This window comes from Pseudomonas sp. B19(2017), assembly GCF_002113165.1.
GTDB lineage: Bacteria > Pseudomonadota > Gammaproteobacteria > Pseudomonadales > Pseudomonadaceae > Aquipseudomonas.
On the sequence record NZ_NEJR01000002.1, the window covers coordinates 507483 to 528354 of the forward strand.

18 protein-coding genes are annotated in these 20872 nt (G+C 64.1%); 6 read left to right on the forward strand and 12 right to left on the reverse strand.

Translation table 11 applies throughout. The features are described from left to right. The first annotated feature begins 7 nt into the window (after nt 1-7). From CAF70_RS05510 to CAF70_RS05525, 4 genes are all read left to right on the forward strand, one after another. A complete protein-coding gene (locus tag CAF70_RS05510) occupies nt 8-757 on the forward strand; it encodes an SDR family NAD(P)-dependent oxidoreductase (RefSeq protein ID WP_085621862.1) in 750 nt (249 codons plus the stop codon). A gap of 74 nt (nt 758-831) precedes the next feature. Beyond that, entirely contained in the window at nt 832-2130 is a 1299-nt protein-coding gene (locus tag CAF70_RS05515) for an MFS transporter (protein ID WP_085621861.1), read from the forward strand. Between the two features lie 21 nt (nt 2131-2151). Further along, nucleotides 2152-3000, forward strand: coding sequence for a transketolase (locus CAF70_RS05520; RefSeq protein ID WP_085621860.1), 849 nt, complete (start codon nt 2152-2154; stop codon nt 2998-3000). Beyond that, nucleotides 2997-3995 carry a transketolase family protein gene (locus CAF70_RS05525; RefSeq protein ID WP_015271019.1) on the forward strand — a complete coding sequence of 333 codons (999 nt, stop codon included), beginning with the start codon at nt 2997-2999 and terminating at the stop codon, nt 3993-3995. The genes CAF70_RS05520 and CAF70_RS05525 overlap by 4 nt, the downstream gene beginning before the upstream one ends. A 209-nt stretch (nt 3996-4204) precedes the next feature. On the opposite strand, the gene mdeB is transcribed toward CAF70_RS05525, so the two are convergent. Together mdeB and CAF70_RS05535 are read right to left on the reverse strand one after the other, a co-directional pair. Continuing rightward, a complete protein-coding gene (gene mdeB, locus CAF70_RS05530; protein ID WP_085621859.1) occupies nt 4205-6865 on the reverse strand; it encodes an alpha-ketoglutarate dehydrogenase in 2661 nt (886 codons plus the stop codon). Between the two features lie 103 nt (nt 6866-6968). Beyond that, nucleotides 6969-8000, reverse strand: coding sequence for a D-cysteine desulfhydrase family protein (locus CAF70_RS05535; protein ID WP_178076355.1), 1032 nt, complete (start codon nt 7998-8000; stop codon nt 6969-6971). Nucleotides 8001-8102: 102 nt separating this feature from the next. Here CAF70_RS05535 and CAF70_RS05540 point away from each other — a divergent pair, with 102 nt between their 5' ends. Further along, nucleotides 8103-8984 (forward strand): LysR substrate-binding domain-containing protein, encoded by an 882-nt coding sequence (locus CAF70_RS05540; protein WP_085621858.1) that lies wholly within the window; start codon nt 8103-8105, stop codon nt 8982-8984. A gap of 51 nt (nt 8985-9035) precedes the next feature. Here CAF70_RS05540 and CAF70_RS05545 read toward each other — a convergent pair whose 3' ends face one another. From CAF70_RS05545 to CAF70_RS05560, 4 genes are read right to left on the reverse strand one after another with little or no spacing between them, the layout of a single operon-like run. Then, on the reverse strand, nt 9036-9770 hold the full coding sequence (locus tag CAF70_RS05545) for an amino acid ABC transporter ATP-binding protein (RefSeq protein WP_046615618.1): 735 nt from the start codon (nt 9768-9770) through the stop codon (nt 9036-9038). After that, on the reverse strand, nt 9757-10404 hold the full coding sequence (locus CAF70_RS05550; RefSeq protein ID WP_063912638.1) for an amino acid ABC transporter permease: 648 nt from the start codon (nt 10402-10404) through the stop codon (nt 9757-9759). The genes CAF70_RS05545 and CAF70_RS05550 overlap by 14 nt, the downstream gene beginning before the upstream one ends. Then, nucleotides 10405-11070: an amino acid ABC transporter permease gene (locus tag CAF70_RS05555; protein ID WP_085621857.1), complete on the reverse strand. Its 666-nt coding sequence runs from the start codon at nt 11068-11070 to the stop codon at nt 10405-10407. A gap of 22 nt (nt 11071-11092) precedes the next feature. Then, on the reverse strand, nt 11093-11878 hold the full coding sequence (locus CAF70_RS05560; protein WP_085621856.1) for a transporter substrate-binding domain-containing protein: 786 nt from the start codon (nt 11876-11878) through the stop codon (nt 11093-11095). Between the two features lie 263 nt (nt 11879-12141). Between CAF70_RS05560 and CAF70_RS05565 the strand changes: the two genes are divergently transcribed. After that, nucleotides 12142-12828: a FadR/GntR family transcriptional regulator gene (locus CAF70_RS05565; RefSeq protein ID WP_063912641.1), complete on the forward strand. Its 687-nt coding sequence runs from the start codon at nt 12142-12144 to the stop codon at nt 12826-12828. Here the strand turns inward: CAF70_RS05565 and CAF70_RS05570 are convergent, their stop codons facing one another. From CAF70_RS05570 to CAF70_RS05595, 6 genes are all read right to left on the reverse strand, one after another. Continuing rightward, a complete protein-coding gene (locus CAF70_RS05570; RefSeq protein ID WP_085621855.1) occupies nt 12829-14211 on the reverse strand; it encodes an MFS transporter in 1383 nt (460 codons plus the stop codon). Then, nucleotides 14208-15419 carry an acyl-CoA dehydrogenase family protein gene (locus tag CAF70_RS05575; RefSeq protein ID WP_085621854.1) on the reverse strand — a complete coding sequence of 404 codons (1212 nt, stop codon included), beginning with the start codon at nt 15417-15419 and terminating at the stop codon, nt 14208-14210. Before CAF70_RS05575 ends, CAF70_RS05570 begins: the two co-directional genes overlap by 4 nt. Before the next feature lie 240 nt (nt 15420-15659). Further along, nucleotides 15660-17372 carry an ABC transporter ATP-binding protein gene (locus CAF70_RS05580; protein WP_085621853.1) on the reverse strand — a complete coding sequence of 571 codons (1713 nt, stop codon included), beginning with the start codon at nt 17370-17372 and terminating at the stop codon, nt 15660-15662. After that, the gene (locus tag CAF70_RS05585; RefSeq protein WP_085621852.1) at nt 17369-18232 is read right to left on the reverse strand and encodes an ABC transporter permease; all 864 of its coding nucleotides are present in this window, start codon (nt 18230-18232) and stop codon (nt 17369-17371) included. The genes CAF70_RS05580 and CAF70_RS05585 overlap by 4 nt, the downstream gene beginning before the upstream one ends. Then, nucleotides 18229-19215 (reverse strand): ABC transporter permease, encoded by a 987-nt coding sequence (locus tag CAF70_RS05590; protein ID WP_085622667.1) that lies wholly within the window; start codon nt 19213-19215, stop codon nt 18229-18231. The genes CAF70_RS05585 and CAF70_RS05590 overlap by 4 nt, the downstream gene beginning before the upstream one ends. Then, entirely contained in the window at nt 19212-20846 is a 1635-nt protein-coding gene (locus CAF70_RS05595) for an ABC transporter substrate-binding protein (RefSeq protein ID WP_085621851.1), read from the reverse strand. Before CAF70_RS05595 ends, CAF70_RS05590 begins: the two co-directional genes overlap by 4 nt. Between the last annotated feature and the right edge of the window lie 26 nt (nt 20847-20872).

The window sequence follows — 20872 nt, forward strand, 5'->3', positions numbered from 1 at the left end:
AACCTCGATGCTGTTAACAGGAAAATTTGCCGTGATCACCGGCGCGGCCTCTGCCCGAGGTATCGGCCGGGCAACAGCCCAGGCGTTTGCCGACCAAGGCGCCAGAGTCGCCATCCTCGACCTGGACGCTACTGCCGCAGCCGAAGCTGCCGCTTCACTTGGCGAAGGCCACCTTGGCCTGGCTGCCAACGTTGCCGATGAAGCACAGGTACGTGATGCCATCGCCCAGGTACTCGCGCAATTCGGTCGGATCGACGTGCTGGTAAACAACGCCGGTATCACTCAACCGGTGAAAACCCTGGAAATCACCGGGGCTGACTATGACCGGATTCTCAACGTGAACCTGCGTGGCACATTGTTGATGTCCCAGGCGGTGATCCCAGCCATGCGTACGCAACGCGCCGGCAGCATCATCTGCATGTCGTCGGTGTCTGCCCAACGTGGTGGCGGCATCTTCGGTGGCCCCCACTACAGCGCAGCGAAGGCTGGCGTGCTCGGTCTGGGCAAGGCGATGGCCCGTGAACTGGGACCGGACAATATTCGCGTCAACTCGATCACGCCAGGCCTGATTCACACTGACATCACCGGTGGCCTCATGCAGGATGAGCGCCGTCACGCCATCATCGAAGGCATCCCGCTGGGCCGCCTGGGTGAGGCGCGCGATGTCGCCAATGCGGCATTGTTCCTGGCCAGTGACCTGTCCAGCTACCTGACGGGCATCACCCTGGATGTCAACGGCGGGATGCTGATCCACTGAGCATCCGGTGCATCGTGACCTGCACCTGACCCGGCGCAGGTCACGCGTTCGATAACAACAAGAGATCAGAACGAATGACCACAATAGCGCTCGATGCGGCATCCGCCGCACGCAGCAGCGCCTACCGTAAAACGGCCTGGCGACTGATGCCTTTTCTCATGCTCTGCTACCTGTGCGCCTATCTGGACAGGGTCAATGTCGGCTTTGCGAAGCTGCAGATGATGGACGACCTTGCCCTTTCCGAAGCGGTCTACGGACTGGGCGCTGGCATGTTCTTCATTGGCTACTTTCTCTGCGAGGTGCCCAGCAACATCATTCTGCACAAAGTGGGCGCTCGACGCTGGATCGCTCGCATCATGATCACCTGGGGCATCATCTCGGCGATGTTCGCCCTGGTAGAGACAGCCTGGCAATTCTATACCCTGCGCTTTTTGCTGGGGATCGCCGAAGCAGGCCTGGCACCGGGGCTTCTGCTGTACCTGACCTATTGGTTCCCGTCTTACCGCCGGGCGAAGATGACCGCGCTGTGGTTCATCGCGATTCCGCTCTCGGGCATGATCGGTGGCCCCTTGTCGGGCTGGATCATGGAGCGCTTTGCCGGCGTGCACGGCTGGGCGGGCTGGCAGTGGATGTTCCTGCTCGAAGCCATCCCCACCGTGCTGGTGGGCATCCTGGTGCTGAGCTACCTGAAGGATGGCGTCGATCAGGCCCATTGGTTGAGCGACGAAGAAAAAGCCCTGGTGCGCAAGGAACTGGCTGAAGACGAGCAACACAAGGTGAACCACGGCTCGGTGGCCGAATTCATCCGCGACCGTCGGCTCTGGTTGCTGGCGGGTATCTACTTCTGCGTGGTGATGGGCCAGTACGCAATCACGTTCTGGCTACCTACGCTGGTACGCAATGCCGGCGTCAACGAACCTTTGCACATCGGCCTGCTGACCAGCCTGCCGTACCTATGTGCCATTGTCGCGATGCTGTTGGCCGGGCGCAGTGGCGACCGTCACCGTGAACGCCGCTGGCACCTGGCGATCCCCATGCTGATCGGCGCACTTGGCCTGAGCCTCGCCGCAGCACTGGGCAGCAGCCTGATGCTGTCGATCCTCAGTCTGTGCCTGGCTGCGGCAGGGGTGCTGTCCGCCTCCTCGCTGTTCTGGATGCTGCCCACCACGTTGCTGGGAGGTGTCTCGGCGGCAGCAGGCATCGCGGCGGTGAACAGTTTTGCCAACCTCGCCGGTTTCTGCTCGCCGTACCTGATCGGCTGGGTCACTACCACCTTGGGCAGCAATGCCATCGGCATGTATCTCATCACGGCCGTACTCATGTTTGGCGCCTTCCTGGTGTCGCGAGTACCGGCCCATCTGGTCAATCGCTGATTCGATAAAGGAGTCACCTCAATGACTGCTGTGCCTACCTACACTGAGGCGCTGCCGCTGGCTGTGCGCGCCCGAAATATCCGCCACCACGCATTGCGCATGGGGCAAGTCCAGGGCCAGGGCTATGTCGGCCAGGCTCTGGGCGCCGCCGACTTGCTGGCAGTAGCGTATTTCCATGCGCTGCGCATCGACCCCGGCAACCCCGAATGGGAGCAACGCGACCGCTTCTACCTGTCCATCGGGCACTACGCGATCGCCCTCTATGCCGCACTGATCGAGGCCGGCGTAATCCCCGAGGAGGAGCTTGAAACCTACGGTAGCGACGACAGCCGCTTGCCCATGTCCGGTATGGCTGCCTACACCCCAGGCATGGAGATCACCGGTGGCTCGCTCGGCCACGGCTTGGGCATCGCCGTCGGCGCTTGTCTCGGGCTCAAACGCAAGGGGTCGGACAGCTGGGTGTACAACCTGCTGTCCGATGGCGAGCTCAACGAGGGCTCGACCTGGGAGGCTGCCATTTCGGCCAGCCATTGGCGGCTGGACAACCTGATCGCCATCATCGATGTGAACAACCAGCAGGCGGATGGTCATTCCAGTGAGGTACTGGCCTTCGAGCCAATCGTCGACCGCTGGCAAAGCTTTGGCTGGTTCGTCCAGCGAGTGGACGGCAATGACCTGGATGCGCTGGTCGGCGCCTTCGACCAGGCCCGCGCCCACACCGGGGCACAACCGCGCGTCATCATCTGCGATACCCGCATGGGCAAAGGCGTGCCTTTCCTGGAAAACCGCGACAAGACGCACTTCATTCGCGTCGATGAAAACGAATGGGACCTCGCCCTCAAAGCGCTGGACGCCGGGAGCCAAGCATGAGCACTGTGAACTCACCCAAGAAACGCCTGACCACCTCGGCCATGATCGCCTCGATTGCCGCCGACGGTCAGCCGACCCGCCCTGCCCCGTTCGGCCATGCCTTGGCAAGCCTGGCCGAGCAACGTCAGGATATAGTTGGACTGAGTGCCGACCTGTCCAAGTACACCGACTTGCACATCTTCGCCAAAGCCCACCCCGAGCGCTTCTATCAAATGGGCATGGCCGAACAATTGCTGATGAGCGCCGCCGCCGGCATGGCACGGGAAGGCATGACCCCCTTTGCCACCACTTATGCGGTGTTCGCTTCCCGTCGGGCTTATGACTTCATCTGCATGGCAATCGCAGAAGAGAACCTCAACGTCAAGATCGTCTGTGGGCTACCTGGCCTGACCACCGGTTATGGCCCTAGCCACCAGGCCACGGATGACCTGGCCATCTTCCGGGCGATGCCCAACCTGATGATCGTCGACCCCTGCGATGCGCTGGAGATCGAACAGGCTGTGCCAGCGATCGCCGCCCATCAGGGTCCGGTCTACATGCGGCTGCTGCGCGGCAACGTACCCTTGGTGCTCGATCGCTACGACTACCAGTTCCAGCTGGGCAAGGCACAGGTGCTGCGCGGTGGCCGAGACGTGCTGTTGATTGCCAGTGGCCTCATGACCATGCGCGCCCTGGAGGCTGCGGAGCAGTTGCAAAAGGACGGCGTGGATGTGTCGGTGCTGCACGTGCCTACCATCAAACCGCTCGATGAACAGACCATCCTCGCCGAGGCACGCAAGCCTGGCCGCCTGGTGGTCACGGCGGAAAACCATTCGATCATAGGGGGCCTGGGGGAAGCAGTGGCGGGCGTACTGCTGCGCAATGGGGTCACACCCACCTTCCGCCAGATCGCGCTACCGGATGCGTTTCTCGATGCGGGTGCACTGCCGACTTTGCATGACCGATACGGGATCTCCACTGACGCTGTGTCGAGGCAGATCAAGGCGTGGCTTTAACCGTAACGACGGATAGAACCTGAGGCGGCGGATGGCACCGGCTTTGCCGGTGTTCGCGGGTGAATCGGGCTCCCACAAATTACGCGCAAGGTTCAAGGGCTGCGCAAATCTTGTGGGAGACTCCATGGAATCTTTAGCACGCCAAATGCTGGGGCAACCGGCTGGCCCCGCGGGTTGCCGGCCAAGCACGCTGGCCGGCTTGCAGATACTCAGCGGTTCCAGGGTGCCTCGGCGTGTGCGTCGATGCCATAACGCAGCCGCGCTGCGGCGTGCTTGCCAGGATCGATGCCTGCCAATGCCGCCAGGGCAATGTGCTGACGATCAACCTCGAAGAAGCGACGCAGTGCCGAGCGCGTGTCACTCCGGCCAAAGCCATCGGTACCCAGGGCGGTGAACGGCGCGCTGACATGGGCAGCGATCAACTGGGCATAAGCACGCACGTAGTCGCTGGCCGCCACCACCGGCACAGGCCCGGGCAGGCAGCGCTGCAAGTGGCTCTGCCCTTCGCACTGGCTGCCGAAAAGGCGCTGGCGCTCTACCTCGCGAGCATCGCATGCCAGCTCCGAGAAACTGGTGACACTCCAGATCTGGCTACTGATACCCCAGTCCTGCAGCAACAAATCGGCGGCGGCGATCACCTCCCGCATGATGGCGCCGGAACCCAGCAGGCGTACCGCAGGCTCATCGGCTCCGCGCGTGCCGTACAGGCGCATGCCACGGATCACATCGTCGTGTTCGCTGTTCTGCAGCGGGGCCTGGGTGTAGTTCTCGTTGGTCACCGTCAGGTAGTAGAACTCATCGCATTGCTGCTCGAGCATGCGTCGGCTGCCATGGTCGATGATCACGGCCGCCTCGCTGGCGAACGCCGGGTCGTAGGCGCGGCAGTTCGGCACCGTGGAGGCGATGAGCTGGCTGGTACCGTCCTGGTGTTGCAGGCCCTCGCCTGCCAGGGTGGTGCGGCCAGCGGTGGCGCCAATCAGGAAGCCACGGGCGCGCTGGTCGGCAGCCGCCCAGATCAGGTCGCCGATGCGCTGGAAACCGAACATCGAATAGTAGATATAGAACGGCAGCATCGGCTCGCCGTTGACGCTGTAGGAGGTCGCTGCGGCGACCCACGAAGAGACAGCACCGGCTTCGGTAATGCCCTCCTCCAGCAACTGGCCGTCGGTGGATTCCTTGTAGTACAGCAATGCACCGGCGTCTTCCGGTTCGTAGAGCTGGCCAACCGGTGAATAGATGCCAACCTGGCGGAACAGATTGGCCATGCCAAAGGTACGCGCCTCGTCGGCCACGATGGGCACGATGCGTGGGCCGAGCTGCTTGTCCTTGAGCAGGTTGGTGAAGAGCCGGACCACAGCCATCGTGGTGGAGATTTCCCGATCGTCAGGGGCCAGGGCGAACCGCGCATAGTCGGCAAGCGGCGGTACCGCGATGCTGGGGGCCAGGCTGGTGCGTCGAGGCAGGTAACCACCCAGCGACTGCCGACGGGCATGCAAGTAGCGCAGTTCTGGGCTGTCATCGTGCGGTCGATAAAAGCGCATCTCCTCCACTGCCTGGTCATCCAGCGGTAGCGCAAAACGGTCCCGAAACGCCTTGAGCGCCTCGACGTCCAGTTTCTTCTGTTGGTGCGCGGTGTTGCGCGATTCGCCGGCCTGGCCCATGCCAAAGCCCTTCTTGGTCTTCGCCAGGATGACCGTCGGGTGCCCCTTGTGGCGCTTCGCTGCGTCGAATGCAGCGTGCAACTTGCGAAAATCGTGGCCGCCGCGACGCAGGCCATCGATTTCGGCCGGGCTCATGTGAGCGACCAGCGCGTGCAGCTCCGGGTCGAGGTCGAAGAAATGCGCAAGGTTGTAGGCTGCATCGTTGGCACCCAGGGCCTGGTACTGACCATCGACGGTGCTGGCCAGGCGGCGCAGCAGAACGTGGTGGTGATCCCGGGCGAACAGGGCATCCCAGCCCGAGCCCCAGACCACTTTGATAACGTTCCAGCCAGCACCCTTGAACAGCGATTCCAGCTCCTGGATGATTTGCCCGTTACCGCGCACAGGCCCGTCAAGCCGCTGCAGGTTGCAGTTGATCACGAAGGTGACATTGTCCAGCTTCTCCCGTGCGGCAAGCGACAGTGCTGCGACCGATTCCGGCTCGTCCATCTCGCCGTCGCCGAATACCCCCCACACATGACGCCCTTCGGTCGAGGCAATGCCACGGTGTTGCAGGTAGCGCAGGAAGCGGGCCTGATAGATCGCGCTGATCGGGCCGATGCCCATGGAGCCGGTCGGAAACTGCCAGAAGTCCGGCATGAGCCAAGGGTGGGGATAGGAGCACAGCCCGCCGCCATCCACCTCCTGCCGATAACGCTCGAGTTGCTGTTGCTCCAGCCGGCCCTCCAGGAAAGCGCGGGCATAGACACCTGGCGCGGAATGCGGCTGGAAATACACCAGGTCGCCTTTGCCTTGTGCAGTATCGGCACGGAAGAAATGGTTGAAGCCCACTTCGAAGATTTCCGCGGCAGAGGCGTAACTGGCGATATGGCCGCCCAGCCCATAGGCCTTGTTCGCCTTGGCCACCATGGCCAGCGCGTTCCAGCGAATGATCGAGGTAATGCGCTCTTCCATCGCCAGATCACCGGGGTACTCCGGTTGCTGTTCCACGGCGATGGTGTTCTGGTAAAGCGAGTATGGGTTGGCAGCGATTCGAGCCCCCAGGTGGCCGGCATGCTCGGCCAGGCGTTGCAGCAGGAATTCCACCCTCCCACTGCCCTCGGTGCGTGCTACGCCCTCCAGGGCATCCAGCCACTCGTTCGTCTCGACGGTATCAACATCTTCAGTACCTTGATCGGCGATCCTGGGCACTTGAATCGGGTTACTCATTTCACACGACCTCAGGTAATTGAAACGACAGCCGCGGGTGCGCCTACTCAAGGTAGACCCCACATTCATCATGCGCAGGCATAAGCACCCGGCGCACTCGTACCTATGCGCCCTGCAGGGCCGACCGATAAGCGAAGATCCCCGGCGCCCCACCGGTCATCAGCAGCAAGATGTTGTCACCCTGTGCGTACAAGCCGCTTTCCAGGTCAGCGACCAGGCCGGCGAACGCTTTTCCGGAGTAGACCGGATCAAGCAACAGCCCCTCGGAACGGGCCATGAGTTGCAACGCCGACAACATGGCTTTCGTCGGAACACCATAGCCCGCGCCGCGATGTGCACCATCGACGGCAATCATTGGCGGCTCGATAACCTGCTCGCTGCCAAGCAGTTCCAAGGTCTGCCGGGTAAGTTCAAGCGTGCGACGGTGCGATTCAGGCGCTTCGGCAAGTACCGCAAAGGACTTGATGAAGCCCGGCGCCCGCCCCATCGCAGCAAACCCGGCGGCCATGCCCGCATGGGTGCCGGAACTGCCATTGGCCATGACCATGTGCGTGAACTTCAGGCCCATGCTGGCTTCCTGCCGGGCGATTTCCAGCGCGGCCTTGGCATAGCCCAGGCCCCCCACGGCTGTCGAGCCGCCGGTGGGAATAACCTTGACCTTGCAGCCCTGCATTTGCAGTTCCTGTGCACGGGTGTCGGCCCAACTCGCCGTGGTAAAACCTTCAGGCACGATATGCACGACGGCCCCGAACAGCTCATCCAGAAGCACATTGCCGTTGTGCTCGTACTCTTCATCGTCCCGGGGTACGGCACGGCCCAGCACAAGTTCGCAACGCATGCCCAGCTTCGCACAGGCTGCCGCAGTCAAACGTGCATGATTGGATTGCAGCCCACCCATTGTCACGACCACATCCACCTTGTCTCGAAGGGCCTCGCCAAGGTGAAACTCAAGCTTTCGCAGCTTGTTGCCACCGCCGCCCAGGGCCATGTAATCGTCACGCTTGGCGAACAGCTTGATGCCGCGCTTAAGCAGCCCGAGCGAATGCTCAAGGCCTTCAAGGCGCTGAATGGGTGTTGGCCGGTCGACGAGGCTGACTTGTGGAAAATGTTCGAGCAGCGAATGCAAGGGCGCCACGGGGCATACCTCATTGATGACTTGACAGTCTTCACGGTAAGCAAAAACAATTTGTTAATAAATACAGGTATTGTTCAATCATATTTAACCAGGAGTTAAAATATGGACCGCCTGCGCGCCATGGAGGTGTTTGTCAGCGTCGCCGAACAGGGCAGCTTCAGCCAGGCCGCCGAGCACTTGGACCTGTCAGTGGTAATGGTGAGCAGGTATATCCGCCAACTTGAAGATGCAATGCAGGTCGAACTGATCCAGCGCAGTACCCGGCGCATGCACGTCACCGAAGCAGGCCGCGTGTTCTACGAAGAGTCCAGGCAGGCACTGGACCAGGTTCGCAAGGCCTATGAGCGCGTTGAAAGCTTGCAACAGGCACCCAGCGGACTATTGCGTATCAGCGCCCCCATGACCCTGGGCTCGTCGCTGCTCGCGCCGCTGGTTGCCGGCTTTCTCATCGAACACCCGGACGTGCGCGTTGATCTGGTGCTCAGCAACAGTGTCGTCGACCTGATGGCCGAGGGGTTCGATGCTGCTTTGCGCATTGGCAACCTGGGTGATGCAGATCTGGTGGCCAAAGCACTGCGCCCCTATCGGATGGTGATCTGCGCCGCCCCCGGCTACCTGGACAGGCACGGGCGCCCAGCCGTTCCGGCAGACCTGGCCGGGCACAGGTTACTGGCGCACTCCACATGGACCAACCGTTTCACCTGGCCCTTGCTGGACGCTGGCAAGGAATACCCCTGGCCGGAACACTGGGTGCTGAAAAGCAACGATGGCCAGGCACTGCGGCTGGCCGCCCTGGCAGGCAACGGGATCCTGCTGCAACCCGAGTTCCTGGTGGCCGAGGACCTTCGCGCAGGGCGTCTGGTCACGCTGCTTGACGACTTCCTGCCCGCTACCCGCCCGGTCAACCTGGTCTATCTGCGCCAGCGCAGCGCGCTACCCAAACTGGATGCCTTCATTCGCTACATCCTGAGGCATGCGGGGTAAGGGGCCGCGCCGAATCGGCATTGGCGCCTTCGCAGGGCAACACGATGGACCCTAACCCCCTGCCACGCTACCGATGAAGTTCGCCAGCTCTGCTGTCCGGGGGGCCGCGAAAACCTCGCGCGGATGGCCCGTCTCGTGGACCTTGCCCTGATGCATGAAGACCAGCTTGTCACCGACTTCCCGGGCAAAACGCATTTCGTGGGTGACCATGATCAGGGTCATGCCTTCACTGGCCAGCTGGCGCACCACACCGAGCACCTCATTGACCAGCTCGGGGTCGAGCGCCGAGGTGATTTCGTCGCACAGCAACACCTTGGGCGACATGGCAAGCGCCCGGGCAATCGCCACCCGCTGCTGCTGGCCGCCGGAAAGGCGGTCCGGGTAGGCGTCGAACTTGTCGCCCAGTCCAACCCTGGCGAGCATCTGTTCGGCCAACTGGCGGGCCTCGGCCTTGCCGGCCTTCTTCACCACCTGGGGCGCAAGCATGACATTCTGGCCCACGGTCAGGTGCGGGAAGAGGTTGAACTGCTGGAACACCATGCCAACCTTCTGCCGCAGCGAGCGCAAGTCGGCGCGGCTGGCATCCAGGTATTCGCCATCCACCTCGATCACCCCGTCGCTGATCGACTCCAGGCCGTTGAGGGTACGCAGGAAGGTACTCTTGCCGGAACCGCTACGGCCGATGATGGCGACCACCTCGCCCTCCTCGATCGCCAGGTCGACCCCCTTGAGCACATGGTTGTCGCCATAGTACTTGTGCAATGCGGACACTCTAAGCAGGGGCATGCAGCCTCCTCTCCAGGTAACGGGCGCTCAGCGAGAGCGGGTAGCAAAGGACGAAGTAACCCACGGCCACCAGACCGTAGATCAGGAACGGTTCAAAAGTGGCGTTGGCCAACATGCCGCCAGTCTTGGTCAGCTCGGTGAAACCGATGATCGAGGTCACCGCCGTGCCCTTGACCACCTGCACCGAGAACCCGACTGTCGGTGCGACGGCAATGCGCAGGGCCTGGGGCAGGATCACATGGCGCAACTGCTCCAGACGGCTCATGGCCAGGCTGCCGGAGGCCTCCCACTGGCCATGTGGTATGGACTCGACACAGCCCCGCCAGATCTCGGCGAGAAAGGCACTGGTGAACAGCGTCAAGGCGATGGCCGCCGCCATCCAGGCCGACACATCGATGCCGAACAGGGCGATGCCGAAAAACACCATGAACAGCTGCATCAGCAGCGGCGTCCCCTGGAACAGCTCGATGTAGCTCCTCGCCGCGCCACGCAGCAACCGGCTATCGGAGATGCGCGCCAACAGCAGCAACAGCCCGGCAATACCACCACAGACGAATGCCACCAGCGACAGCAGCAAGGTCCATTGCAAGCCTGCGAGCAGGTTGCGCACGATGTCCCACAAGGTGAAATCCATTCAGCGTCTCCCCATCAACGCGCGTCGACCGAACCATGCCAGCAGTTGGCGCACCAGGATGGCCATGACCAGATACAAGGCCGTGGTCAGCAGGTATGCCTCGAAAGCCCGGAAGTTGCGCGACTGGATGAAGTTGGCAGCGAACGACAGTTCCTCTGTGGCGATCTGCGAGCATACCGCCGACCCGAGCATGACGATCACGATCTGGCTCGACAGGGCCGGCCAGACCTTGGCCAGTGCAGGTTGCAGCACCACATGGCGAAAAGCCTCGAAACGGCTCATGGCCAATGCCGCCGCAGCCTCCAGTTGCCCTCTGGGGATGGCCTGGATACCCGCCCGAATGATCTCGGTGGAATAGGCGCCAAGGTTGATCACCATGGCCAGTACCGCCGCCTGCCATTCCGTCAACCGAACGCCAAGCGCGGGCAGGCCGAAGAAGATGAAGAACAACTGGACGATGAAGGGCGTGTTGCGGATCAGCTCCACGTAAAGGCCGAACAGGGCATCGAACGGCCGTAGTCGCCAGGCGCGTACCAGCGCACCAAGCACACCGATGGCCACCCCGAACAGGGTGCCGATCAACGTCAGCTCAAGCGTGAACACAGCCCCTTCGAGCAGCAGGCCGCCCTGGGCCAGCACCGGGGAAAAGTCAAATTGATAGGCCATGGGTCAGCGACTCCAGGGCTGTTCAAAGGTCGGCCGGCAATGGCTGCTTCAGCCATTTTTCGGCATTGCGGTTGAGGCTGCCGTCGGCCTTGGCCGCATCCAGGGTGGCGTTGACCTTCTCGAGCAAGGCCGGCTCCTGCTTGGCCAGGCCCACGTACACGGGCGAGTCCTTGAGCTTGACCTTCATCACCGGCACCTTGCCCGGGTTCTTCTCGGCAATGACAGCCATCACCACGCTGCCGCTGGCGATCAGCTCGACCTGGCCCGACAGGTAGGCGGCGATGGTCGAGTTGTTGTCCTCGAAGCGCTTGATGATCGTACCCTGTGGGGCGACCGCGGATAACGCCATGTCCTCGATCGAGCCACGCGTGACACTGATGGTCTTGCCGGCAACGGCACCGATATCGTCGACCGACGTCTCGGCCGGCCCGAACACTGCCAGGTAGAACGGTGCGTAGGGGCGGGAAAAATCGATCACCGCTTCTCGCTCGGCGTTCTTGCCCAGGCTGGAAATCACCAGGTCGACCTTGCCGGTCGTGAGGAACGGAATGCGATTGGTGCTGTTGACCGGGGTCAGCACCAGCTTGACGCCGAGCCTGTCAGCCAGCAGTTGCGCGGTGTCGATGTCCAGCCCGCGGGGTTTGAGGTCCGGCCCTACCGAGCCGAAGGGAGGGAAGTCCTGGGGTACGGCGACCTTGAGCACGCCCCGGGCAGTGATGTCGGCCAGCGCATCGGCCTGGGCCTGGGAAACGCTCATGACGCCGCCGCAAAGCAGGGTGGCCAGAAACAGGGTACGGATGTTTTTCATGGAAAATGCCTCGGGTGCATGCGAAGAAGTTGCCTAGCCCGAAAAGCACAGGCCGTGCCAGTGTTGCCCGGCAGCCCCGGAATACGCTTTCGCCCCTTGGCATCACGCGGTCTTACTGGTCTGAACAGATAGCACCAATCGCTCTGCCATCGCCCCCCTTTCGTGCAGCCACCTGCCCCGTTGCGTCAGCGTGGGGCGAGACTTGCCAGGCAACCGCTAAAGCCTTTAAAAAGCGCAGACCCCTTGCCAGCTGGTCTGAACAGATGCTCGACACACTCCCCCGTGCAGTTCCGGAAATCGCTTTGCAGGCTATCCGCAGGCTGATCCAGGACGGCGACTACCAGCCTGGTGATGCCCTGCCCTCCCAACGTGACCTGGCAGAGCAGTTGGGTGTAAGCCGCGCCTCCCTGCGAGAGGCGCTGTCCTCCTTGAGCGCCTTGGGGCTGGTGAGCGTACAGCCGGGCAAGGGGGTATTCGTCCAGGCGCCGCCACCCGCTACCGGTTTCTCCTGGCCCTATGCCGAACAGGTATCCGCCGTCGATACGTTCCAGTTGCGCTATGCACTCGAAGGGTTTGCCGCCGGCTTGGCGGCGCTGTACCTGACGGCAGCGGACATCGATGCGCTCGAAGCCAATGTCGAGTCGATGCGCCAGGAGCTGCGTGCTGGCCATTTCGAGGCCGCCGCGCGCCTGGACTTCGCCTTTCACCGTCGCCTGCTGGAAGCGAGTGGCAACCACGCCATGCTGCAGGTGATCACCACCAACCAGGACATTTTCCTGGAGAGCCAGAAGCTGCCGTTCATTCGCCCGGAACGCGCCATGGAGACCTGGCAGGAACACCGCAAGATCCTGCGCCAGCTTGCCCGTGGCAACCAGGCCGGGGCGCAGCGTGCGATGCAAGAGCATATCCGCAACGCGGCATCGCGCACGAACGTGGTGTTCGCGTGTTGACTAGTCCGCCAAACGCCGGAACACCAAACCGGAAACTCCACACATGACAGCGCACAGCACCATCACCGTGGCAATATCTGCCACAGAGGTTTCGCTACGCCCGTCCAACCCGGCCAGCATCCCCAATAGCCCCCCTGCCAGGCTCACCGACATGGCCATGGTCAACTGCACGGACATCGCCGACAACGAACTGGCCGCGGCCGAACGCTCACCAGGCACGTCCTGATAACTGGCAGCCCCCAACGTCGAGAACTGCAGTGAACGCAGCAGGCCTGCGGCGAACAGCACCGCAGCCATCAGCCACACGGCAGTATCCCGATCGAAACTGGCGCACAGGGCAATCGCCGCACCACTGAGCACGGCATTGCAACTGAGCACCCGGCGATAGCCGTAGCGCCGAACCAATGGCACCGCCAATAGCTTCATCAGCAACGCGCCAACCCCACCGCTGATCACCAGCCATCCCGCAGCCAGCGGGCTCAGGCCCAGGCAGTTCTGCAGCAGCAGCACGATCAGGAACGGCTGGGCTGCCGAACCCAGGCGGAACAGCCCGCCACCGGCCTGGGCCACGCCAAAGCTGCGCAGGCGCAATAGCGACAGGTCCACCAACGGATTGGGGTGTCGTCGTGCGTGCAGCAGATACCCCAACGCACAGGCTAGTCCACCGGCCACCAGCACCATGGCCCAGACCTGCGGCAACTGCCCCAGCCCCAGCGCTTCCAGGCCGAACACCAGCATGGCCAGGGCCCCGCCGCTGAGCAGCAAGCCACGCACGTCCAACGGTGGCACCGGCCGTGCCGGATAGTCCGGCACATGGCGCAGGACCAGCCAGCAACCGAGCAGGCAAATGGGCAAGTTGACCAGGAAGATCCAGTGCCAGGACAGCACCATCACCAGCAAACCGCCGAGCAACGGCCCGACCAGCGGCCCCACCAGTGCCGGCAAGGCCAACCACGACATGGCTTGCAACAGCTGCTCGCGGCTCGACCACCGCAGGATGATCACCTGCCCCACGGGTGTCATCAATGCCCCGGCCGCCCCCTGCAACATGCGCCCCAGGCACAGTTGCCAGAGCGTATCGGCCAGGGCGCAAGCCAGTGAGGCACAGGTGAACAGGCCCATCGCCAACAACATCACCTGGCGCGGGCGAAAGCGCTCGGCGGCCCAGCCACTGACCGGCACGCACAGGGCCAGGGCAAGCATGTACAGCGACACCACCAGATTCATGCGCAGCCCCGGTTCGCCGAAATCCGCGGCCATCCGCGGCAGGGCGGTCATCACCGCTGTGCTGTCGAGCAGCTCCATGAACAACGCGGCGCCGATGATCACCGGCACCTTGGGGCTTTGCACATGGCCGGCCAGCAAGGCCGGCTGGGCGGTCAAAACAGCCCCGAGACAGGTGGGCGAGTGCCCTTGAGCTGCCAGGCACCGACCACCGCTGCCTTCCATTGGCGCGGGTTATGGTTGGCCACGGTGCGGGCATTGCGCCAATGGCGGTCGAGGTTGTGCTGGCGCCCGGTGGTGGAGGCACCGCCAACGTCGAACAGCGTTTGCGCAGCCTGAAGCGCCAGCTCGGCAACCAGGTACTGGGTTTGCGCCACCTCGATCGCGGCCTGCTCCACGGCGGTTTCATCCAGTTGCGCGGCCCAGGCCTTGTCGAGGGTTGCAGCGGCCTTCACGACCATGGCCTCGGCGCCATAGGCACGGGCAGCGATATCGCCTACCGACAGCTCAACATAGGGGTCATCCACCGAGCGGCTGGCCGTGCTGTGCTTGATCGGGCGGGCATGCTCACGGGTGAAGCGGGTAGCGTCGTCCAGCGCATTGCGGGCGATACCAGCCAGCACGGTGGCAAGGAACAGCTGCAGGAATGGCGTGACGATGGTGCGCTTGCCCTCCTCCACGGTGCGCGTGCGGATATCGCTGGCCTCGACGCGCACATTGCGCAAGTGGGTGGTGCCGCTGGCGGTCAGGCGCTGGCCCATGGCGTCGAAGTCGTCGACCAGTTCCAGGCCCTCGCGGTCACGCGGCAGGATGAACGACACCGGCTGCTCGTCCTCGTCCAGGGCAACGGCACTGACATAGTCGGCGAACAATGCGCCCGTGCTGTAGAACTTGCTGCCGTTGGCGCGAAAGTGTTCGCCCTCGCGCACCAGACGCGCGGCGATGGCGCCGTTGGCACCGCCCAGTTCCCAGCCCGCGTTGCCGATCACCGCCCCCTGCAGATAGCGCGCGAACCAACGCTCGCGCTCCTGCTCGGCGCCTTCGGCCTGTGAAGCCAGCAGGCCTTCGACAAAGGCAAAACCCGGGCGCAGGGCCTGGGCCACGTTGGAATCGACCGAGGCGACTTGCAGCAGCAGTTCGATCACATCGCTGACATTGCCGCCGGGGCCGCCGTACTGCCCGGGGATACGCACGGTGTAAAGCCCGGCTGCCGCAAGCTGGGCAATGGCCTCATGGGGCAGCTGGCGTTCGCGCTCGCGCTGCGCGGCACCTTCGCCGATGGCGGGCAACAGGGCCACGATGCGGGCCTTCAGCTCCGCAACGCTGGTGGCCGGAGCCAGGGTTGGGAAACGTTGAAATGTGGTCATGGTTCAGTCCTTTAAGTACATCTTTCGTTTAGGCGACCCGAGCCCTGTGGGAGCAGCTGTCTTGCCAATTTCTCAAGGCTGGCACGATCCCTGTGGGAGCCGCGCTTGCCTGCGATGGGCCGCAAAGCGGCCCCGGCGATTCATGCAACAGCCTTGAAATCGTGGGGCCGCTTCGCGGCCCATCGCAGGCAAGCGCAGCTCCCACAGGGTCGGCGCAGGGCTTGGCGTCTCAGTTCACCTTCAAATGGCGATCTTCCACAGGCGGGTTTCGTCGAACAGGTCGAAGGCTTCGTGTTCCAGGTCCAGCGGTGGCACCACCAGTTCGGCGCCGCTGCCGGGCAGGCGCGGCACCGCGCCGAGCAATCGCTGGGTGTATGCGTGGGCCGGGCTCTCGAACAACTGCTCGACCGGTGCCTGCTCCACCACCTGACCGTGGCGCATCACCAGCACGTCATCGCTGACATGGCGGATCACCCCCAGATCGTGGGAAATGAACAGGTAGGCCAGGCCCAGTTCGTCCTGCAGGTCGGCCAGCAGGTCGAGCACCTGGGCCTGCACCGACACATCCAGGGCCGACACCGGCTCGTCGCAGATGATCACCCTGGGTTCGCTGGCGATCGCCCGGGCAATTGCCACCCGCTGGCGCTGGCCGCCCGACAGTTGCAACGGTCTGCGCTGGCCGAGTTCTGCCGGTAAACGCACCTGGTTGAGCAGCACAGCAATACGTGCCGGCCTGGCGGGCGCCTCGATACCGGCTACCTGCAAGGCGTCATCAAGAATCTGCGCCACGCTCCAACGCGGATCGAACGAGCCCAGCGGGTCCTGGTAGATCACGCTGATCTCGCGACGCAGCGGCCTGCGCACTGCCTCGCTCACAGCATTGCCCGGGCGGTTCCAGGGTTGCCCGCGATAAAGCACATCACCCTCATCAGGCTGCAGCAGGCCGAGGGCAATGCGCGCCACGGTGGTCTTGCCCGAGCCGGACTCACCGACAATGCCCAGGGTGCGCCCGGCACGCAGGCTGAAGTCGACCCCCTGCACCACCTGCCGCACCAGCCCGTCCGGGCCGAGGTAGCGCTTGCCCAGGCCACGGCCTTCGAGCAGCACGTCGCTGTGCGAGCGTGCCTGCGGTGCGCGGCGTACGCCAGCCCGCTCGGGTGACAGCCGGCTGCCGCGCGGGTGCTCGGCCGGTACTGCCGCCAGCAAGGCCTGGGTGTACGGGTGACGCGGCTGGCGCAGCACCTGCCGCATCGGCCCCTGCTCCAGCACTTCGCCATGACGCAGTACCACCACCTCATCGGCCAGTTGGGCGACCACTGCCAGGTCGTGGCTGATGATCAGCAGCGAGGCGCCGCGGGCCTTGATCTGCTGGAACACTTCGAGAATCTGTGCCTGTACGGTGGCGTCCAGCGCGGTGGTCGGCTCGTCGGCGATCACCAGCGCCGGGTCCAGGGCCAGGGCGCTGGCGATCAGTGCACGCTGGCGCAGGCCACCGGACAATTGCCCGGGACGCTGGCGAGCGCGCAGCTCGACATCCGGCACGCCTACCCGCTCGAGCAACGCATGCACACGCGCAGTACGGCTGTGGCGGTCACCGTATCGGTGGGTCTGCAGCACTTCGAGAATTTCCTTGCCTACCGGGCGCAACGGGTCCAGCGACACCAGCGCATCCTGCAGCACGAAGCCAATGTCCTTGCCACGCACCGCGCGCCACTGACGCTCACTGAGGTCGAGCAGGTCGTGGCCGCCGAAACTCAAACGACGAGCACTCACCTGCGCGCGCTCTCCGGCCAGCCCGACCAGGCAGCGGGCACTGACGCTCTTGCCCGAGCCGGACTCGCCGACCAAGGCCAGGCAACGGCCCGGCTGCAAGGTGAAAGACAGATCACGGACCACGCTGACGCCATCAAAGGCCACGTTCAGCCCTTCGACGATCAAGGTCTTGTCGCTCATGGCAGGCGCCCCTCCAGGCGTTGTTGGATATAGCGGCCCGTCACGGTGGTCGCCAAGGTGGTGAGGACGATGAACAGGCCTGGGAAGAAAGTGAGCCACCAGGCATTGGCGATGAAGTCGCGCCCCATGGACAACATCGTCCCCCACTCCGGCGCCGGCGGCCGCGCGCCCAGGCCGAGGAAGCTCAGCGCCGAAGCCCAGACGATGGCCTGGCCAACACCCATGGTCAGTGTCACCACCAATGGCCGCATGGCGTTGGGCAGCAATTGGCGCAGCACGATGCGCGAAGTCGGGTGCCCCAGCGCCCGCGCCGCTTCGATGTAACCGGCGTTGCGTACCGCCAGCACCTGGCCACGGACCATGCGCGCATAGCCCGGCGCCCCACCCAGCCCGGTGGCGACGATCAAGGGGCCGACGCCGCTGCCGAACACCGCCACGAACAGCAACGCCAGCACCAGGCTGGGGAAGGCGAACAGCACCTCCAGCAACCAGCCCACCGCACGGTCCACGCGTGCGCCGCCAAGGCCACCGAGCAGACCGAGCGCGATGGCGATAACCATGGAAATGGCTGTAGCCGCGATACCGATCAACAGGCTCTGCCGGGCGCCGTGGACGACCCGCGCAAAGATATCGCGGCCTGACTGGTCCGTGCCCAGCCAGTGCGCCCAGCTGGGCGGCTGGAAAGCTTCCCGCGGGACGATCGCCAAGGGGTCGATGCGAGTGAACAGCCCCGGCATCAACGCGGCCAGAAGCAATGCGAACAGAAACAGGATCGCCAGGCTTGCGCCCAGTGGCGGCAGGGTCAGATGACGCTGCCGGCGCAACGATGCCAAGGCTTGATCATGGGTCAGGTCTGTCATGCTGCAGCCTCCTGCTGCCGAGGGTCGATCCACTGGTACAGCAGGTCGACCAGAATGTTCGCCAGTACATAGCCGGCCGCCACTACCAGGCTGATGCCTATCACCAGTGGCAGGTCCTGGGCCTGCACCGCCTGGTACAGCTGGCGGCCCACCCCCTTGCGGGAAAAGATCACCTCGCACACCACCGCGCCACTGATCAGCGCGCCGATAGCCCAGCCCGACAACGACACCCCTGGCAGCAAGGCATGGCGCAAGGCATGCCGAAAACGCACGGCCAGGTCACTCAGGCCCCGTGTGCGGGCAGTGAGCACGAAGGGTTGATCGAGGGTCAGTTCCAGCGACTCCCGGGTGACCTGGGCGATGAAGCCGGCCAACGGAATCGCCAGGGACAACGCCGGCAGTATCAGGCTGGCGAAGCTGTCGCTACCGGCCGGTGGGAACCAGCGCAGGCCGAAGGCGAACACCGCCAGCAACACCACGCCGAGCCAGAAGTGCGGCAGCGCCGCGCTGAGGGTTTCCGCCAGCGAGGCGATGCCGCCGACCAGCCTGCCGCGCCCGGCAGTGACCACGGTCAGCAGCAGCACCAGCAACCAGGCCAGCAGCAGGGCGGCAACGGTCAGTTGCAAGGTCGCCCCGCCCTGCTCCGCCAGCACACGGGTGACTGGCAGGTGCTGCGAGTAGGACACCCCCAAGTCACCTTGCAGCAGGCGCCCGAGGTAGAACACGTACTGCACGGCCAATGGCTTGTCGAGGCCGTACTCCACGCGCGCGGCTTCAATCGCTTCCGGCGTCGGGTTGCCACTGGGGCCACCAAGAATCGCCAGCACCGGGTCACCCGGCATCAGCCGCAGTGCGAAGAAGGTCAGGGTCGCCACCGCCCACAGCACCAGCACGCCACCGGCCAGGCGGATGGCGGCGCGCCGGCCCAGGGCAGCCAGGCGCTCGCGACGCAAGTCGGTCACCGTGCGTGTCGTCGTAGTCATTTGTTCACCCATGCGTCATAGAGGTAGGTCACCGCCAGCGAAGGCTCCAGACGCACGCCATGGGCGGTCTTGTAGATGCCCAGGCGCGTGCTTTGCGGATAGGTGGTGAGTTGCAGGTACTGCGCGGCGGCCTGTTGCTGTGCCTGGAAGTAGCGCTGGCGGCGCAGGCCCGCGTCCTGGGTGGCCAGGGCGCTGTCGAGCAGCGCGTCGTAGCCCGGGTCGGCGTAGCCGGAGGAGTTCTGGTGATAACCGCCAACTCCGGCCGGCTGCACGAACGCGGTGGTGAAGATGATGCGCAGCACATCGGGGGTGTTGGTGTTCCAGTAGCCGATACGGATGTCATAGTCCCAGGCGGCCTGGCGGGCGGTGACCTGGGCATCGCTCATCTGGTCCAGCACCAGCTCCAGGCCCGCCTGCCGGGTTGTGGCCTGTACCTGTTCCCACAGGGTCAGTTCCGACGGCGGCGTGCGCGCACCGATCAGCACGACGGCGCGCAGTCGCTGGCCGTTCCTGGTGCGGTAGCCTTCGCTGTCGCGGCCGGTCCAGCCGGCCTCGTCGAGCAGCCTGGCGGCGCGGGCCGGGTCGTAGTCCTGGCTACGCTCGAAGGCACCGCTGTAGAACGGCGTGGCCAGGCTCAGCGGGCCACCGGCGCGGGGGAACTCGCCGAAGTACACACTCTTCAGCGCCCCCTCGACATCGGCGCTGCGAACGAAAGCCTCGCGTACCCGGATGTCGTCGAACGGTGCACGGCGCAGGTTGAAGGTGCCATTGGTGGGGTTGCCCGGGCGCTGGGCGATGATCAGTTTCACGTCCGGATTGCGCCGTGCTGCTTCGTGCGACTCTGGTGGCAATGCTTCGATCACATCAACCTCACCGGCCTGCAGCGAGGCGAAGCGCACCGACGGTTCCTGGATGAACTTCCAGACGATGCGCTCAAGGTACGCAGGGCCCTGGTGTCGTGCGGTCGGTGGCGCCCAGTTGTAGGCCGGGTTGCGCACCAGCTCCACCTGGTTCTGCCGGTCCCAGCGCACCACCTTGAACGGCCCGCTGCCGACCGGGCTTTCGCAGTTCTGGTCACGGCTGCGTTGCAACGCCGTGGGCGACTGGATGCCGAGAAAACCCTGGGCCAGCACTTCAAGGAACGCCGCATAGGGTGTCGCCAGGGTGACTTCGGCAGTGTAGGTGTCGAGCACCTTCGTGCCGCGGTACTGGCGGATGTAGCCACCGGCGGTACTGGATTGGGTCTTGGGGTTGGCCATGTGGTCGAGGTTGGCCTTGACCGCTTCGGCATTGAACGGCGTACCGTCGGTGAACTGCACGTCGCGGCGCAGGTGGAAGGTGTAGCGCAGGCCGTCTGGCGAAACCTCCCAGCTTGTCGCCAGCCAAGGCCCTATCTGGCCGTTGCTGTCCATCGACACCAGCGAATCGAGGTACTGCTGGGCGAGGAATACCTGCGGCATGTCGCCGGCCACATGTGGGTCCAGGCAGGTGGGCTCGCGGTCGGTGGCGTAGACCAGGGTGCCGCCCTGCTGCGGCTGGGTGCTTTGCGCCGTGTGCTGCTCGTTCGGCTTGCAGCCGAGCAAGGCCAGTACGGTGCAGAGCGGGATAAGTGGGAGGGTGGGTGTGTTCAAGAGCGCTCCTGCGGTGACTGGGCTTC

Excerpts from the sequence above, each read along its gene's own strand:
- CAF70_RS05510 (WP_085621862.1), top strand. The coding sequence starts at position 8 with ATGCTGTTAACAGGAAAATTTGCCGTGATCACCGGCGCGGCCTCTGCC.
- CAF70_RS05540 (WP_085621858.1), top strand. The coding sequence starts at position 8,103 with ATGGACCGCCTGCGCGCCATGGAGGTGTTTGTCAGCGTCGCCGAACAG.
- CAF70_RS05585 (WP_085621852.1), bottom strand. The coding sequence starts at position 18,232 with ATGACAGACCTGACCCATGATCAAGCCTTGGCATCGTTGCGCCGGCAG.
- CAF70_RS05550 (WP_063912638.1), bottom strand. The coding sequence starts at position 10,404 with ATGGATTTCACCTTGTGGGACATCGTGCGCAACCTGCTCGCAGGCTTG.
- CAF70_RS05525 (WP_015271019.1), top strand. The coding sequence starts at position 2,997 with ATGAGCACTGTGAACTCACCCAAGAAACGCCTGACCACCTCGGCCATG.
- CAF70_RS05555 (WP_085621857.1), bottom strand. The coding sequence starts at position 11,070 with ATGGCCTATCAATTTGACTTTTCCCCGGTGCTGGCCCAGGGCGGCCTG.
- CAF70_RS05560 (WP_085621856.1), bottom strand. The coding sequence starts at position 11,878 with ATGAAAAACATCCGTACCCTGTTTCTGGCCACCCTGCTTTGCGGCGGC.
- mdeB (WP_085621859.1), bottom strand. The coding sequence starts at position 6,865 with ATGAGTAACCCGATTCAAGTGCCCAGGATCGCCGATCAAGGTACTGAA.
- CAF70_RS05590 (WP_085622667.1), bottom strand. The coding sequence starts at position 19,215 with ATGACTACGACGACACGCACGGTGACCGACTTGCGTCGCGAGCGCCTG.
- CAF70_RS05580 (WP_085621853.1), bottom strand. The coding sequence starts at position 17,372 with ATGAGCGACAAGACCTTGATCGTCGAAGGGCTGAACGTGGCCTTTGAT.
- CAF70_RS05545 (WP_046615618.1), bottom strand. The coding sequence starts at position 9,770 with ATGCCCCTGCTTAGAGTGTCCGCATTGCACAAGTACTATGGCGACAAC.
- CAF70_RS05515 (WP_085621861.1), top strand. The coding sequence starts at position 832 with ATGACCACAATAGCGCTCGATGCGGCATCCGCCGCACGCAGCAGCGCC.
- CAF70_RS05575 (WP_085621854.1), bottom strand. The coding sequence starts at position 15,419 with ATGACCACATTTCAACGTTTCCCAACCCTGGCTCCGGCCACCAGCGTT.
- CAF70_RS05565 (WP_063912641.1), top strand. The coding sequence starts at position 12,142 with ATGCTCGACACACTCCCCCGTGCAGTTCCGGAAATCGCTTTGCAGGCT.
- CAF70_RS05520 (WP_085621860.1), top strand. The coding sequence starts at position 2,152 with ATGACTGCTGTGCCTACCTACACTGAGGCGCTGCCGCTGGCTGTGCGC.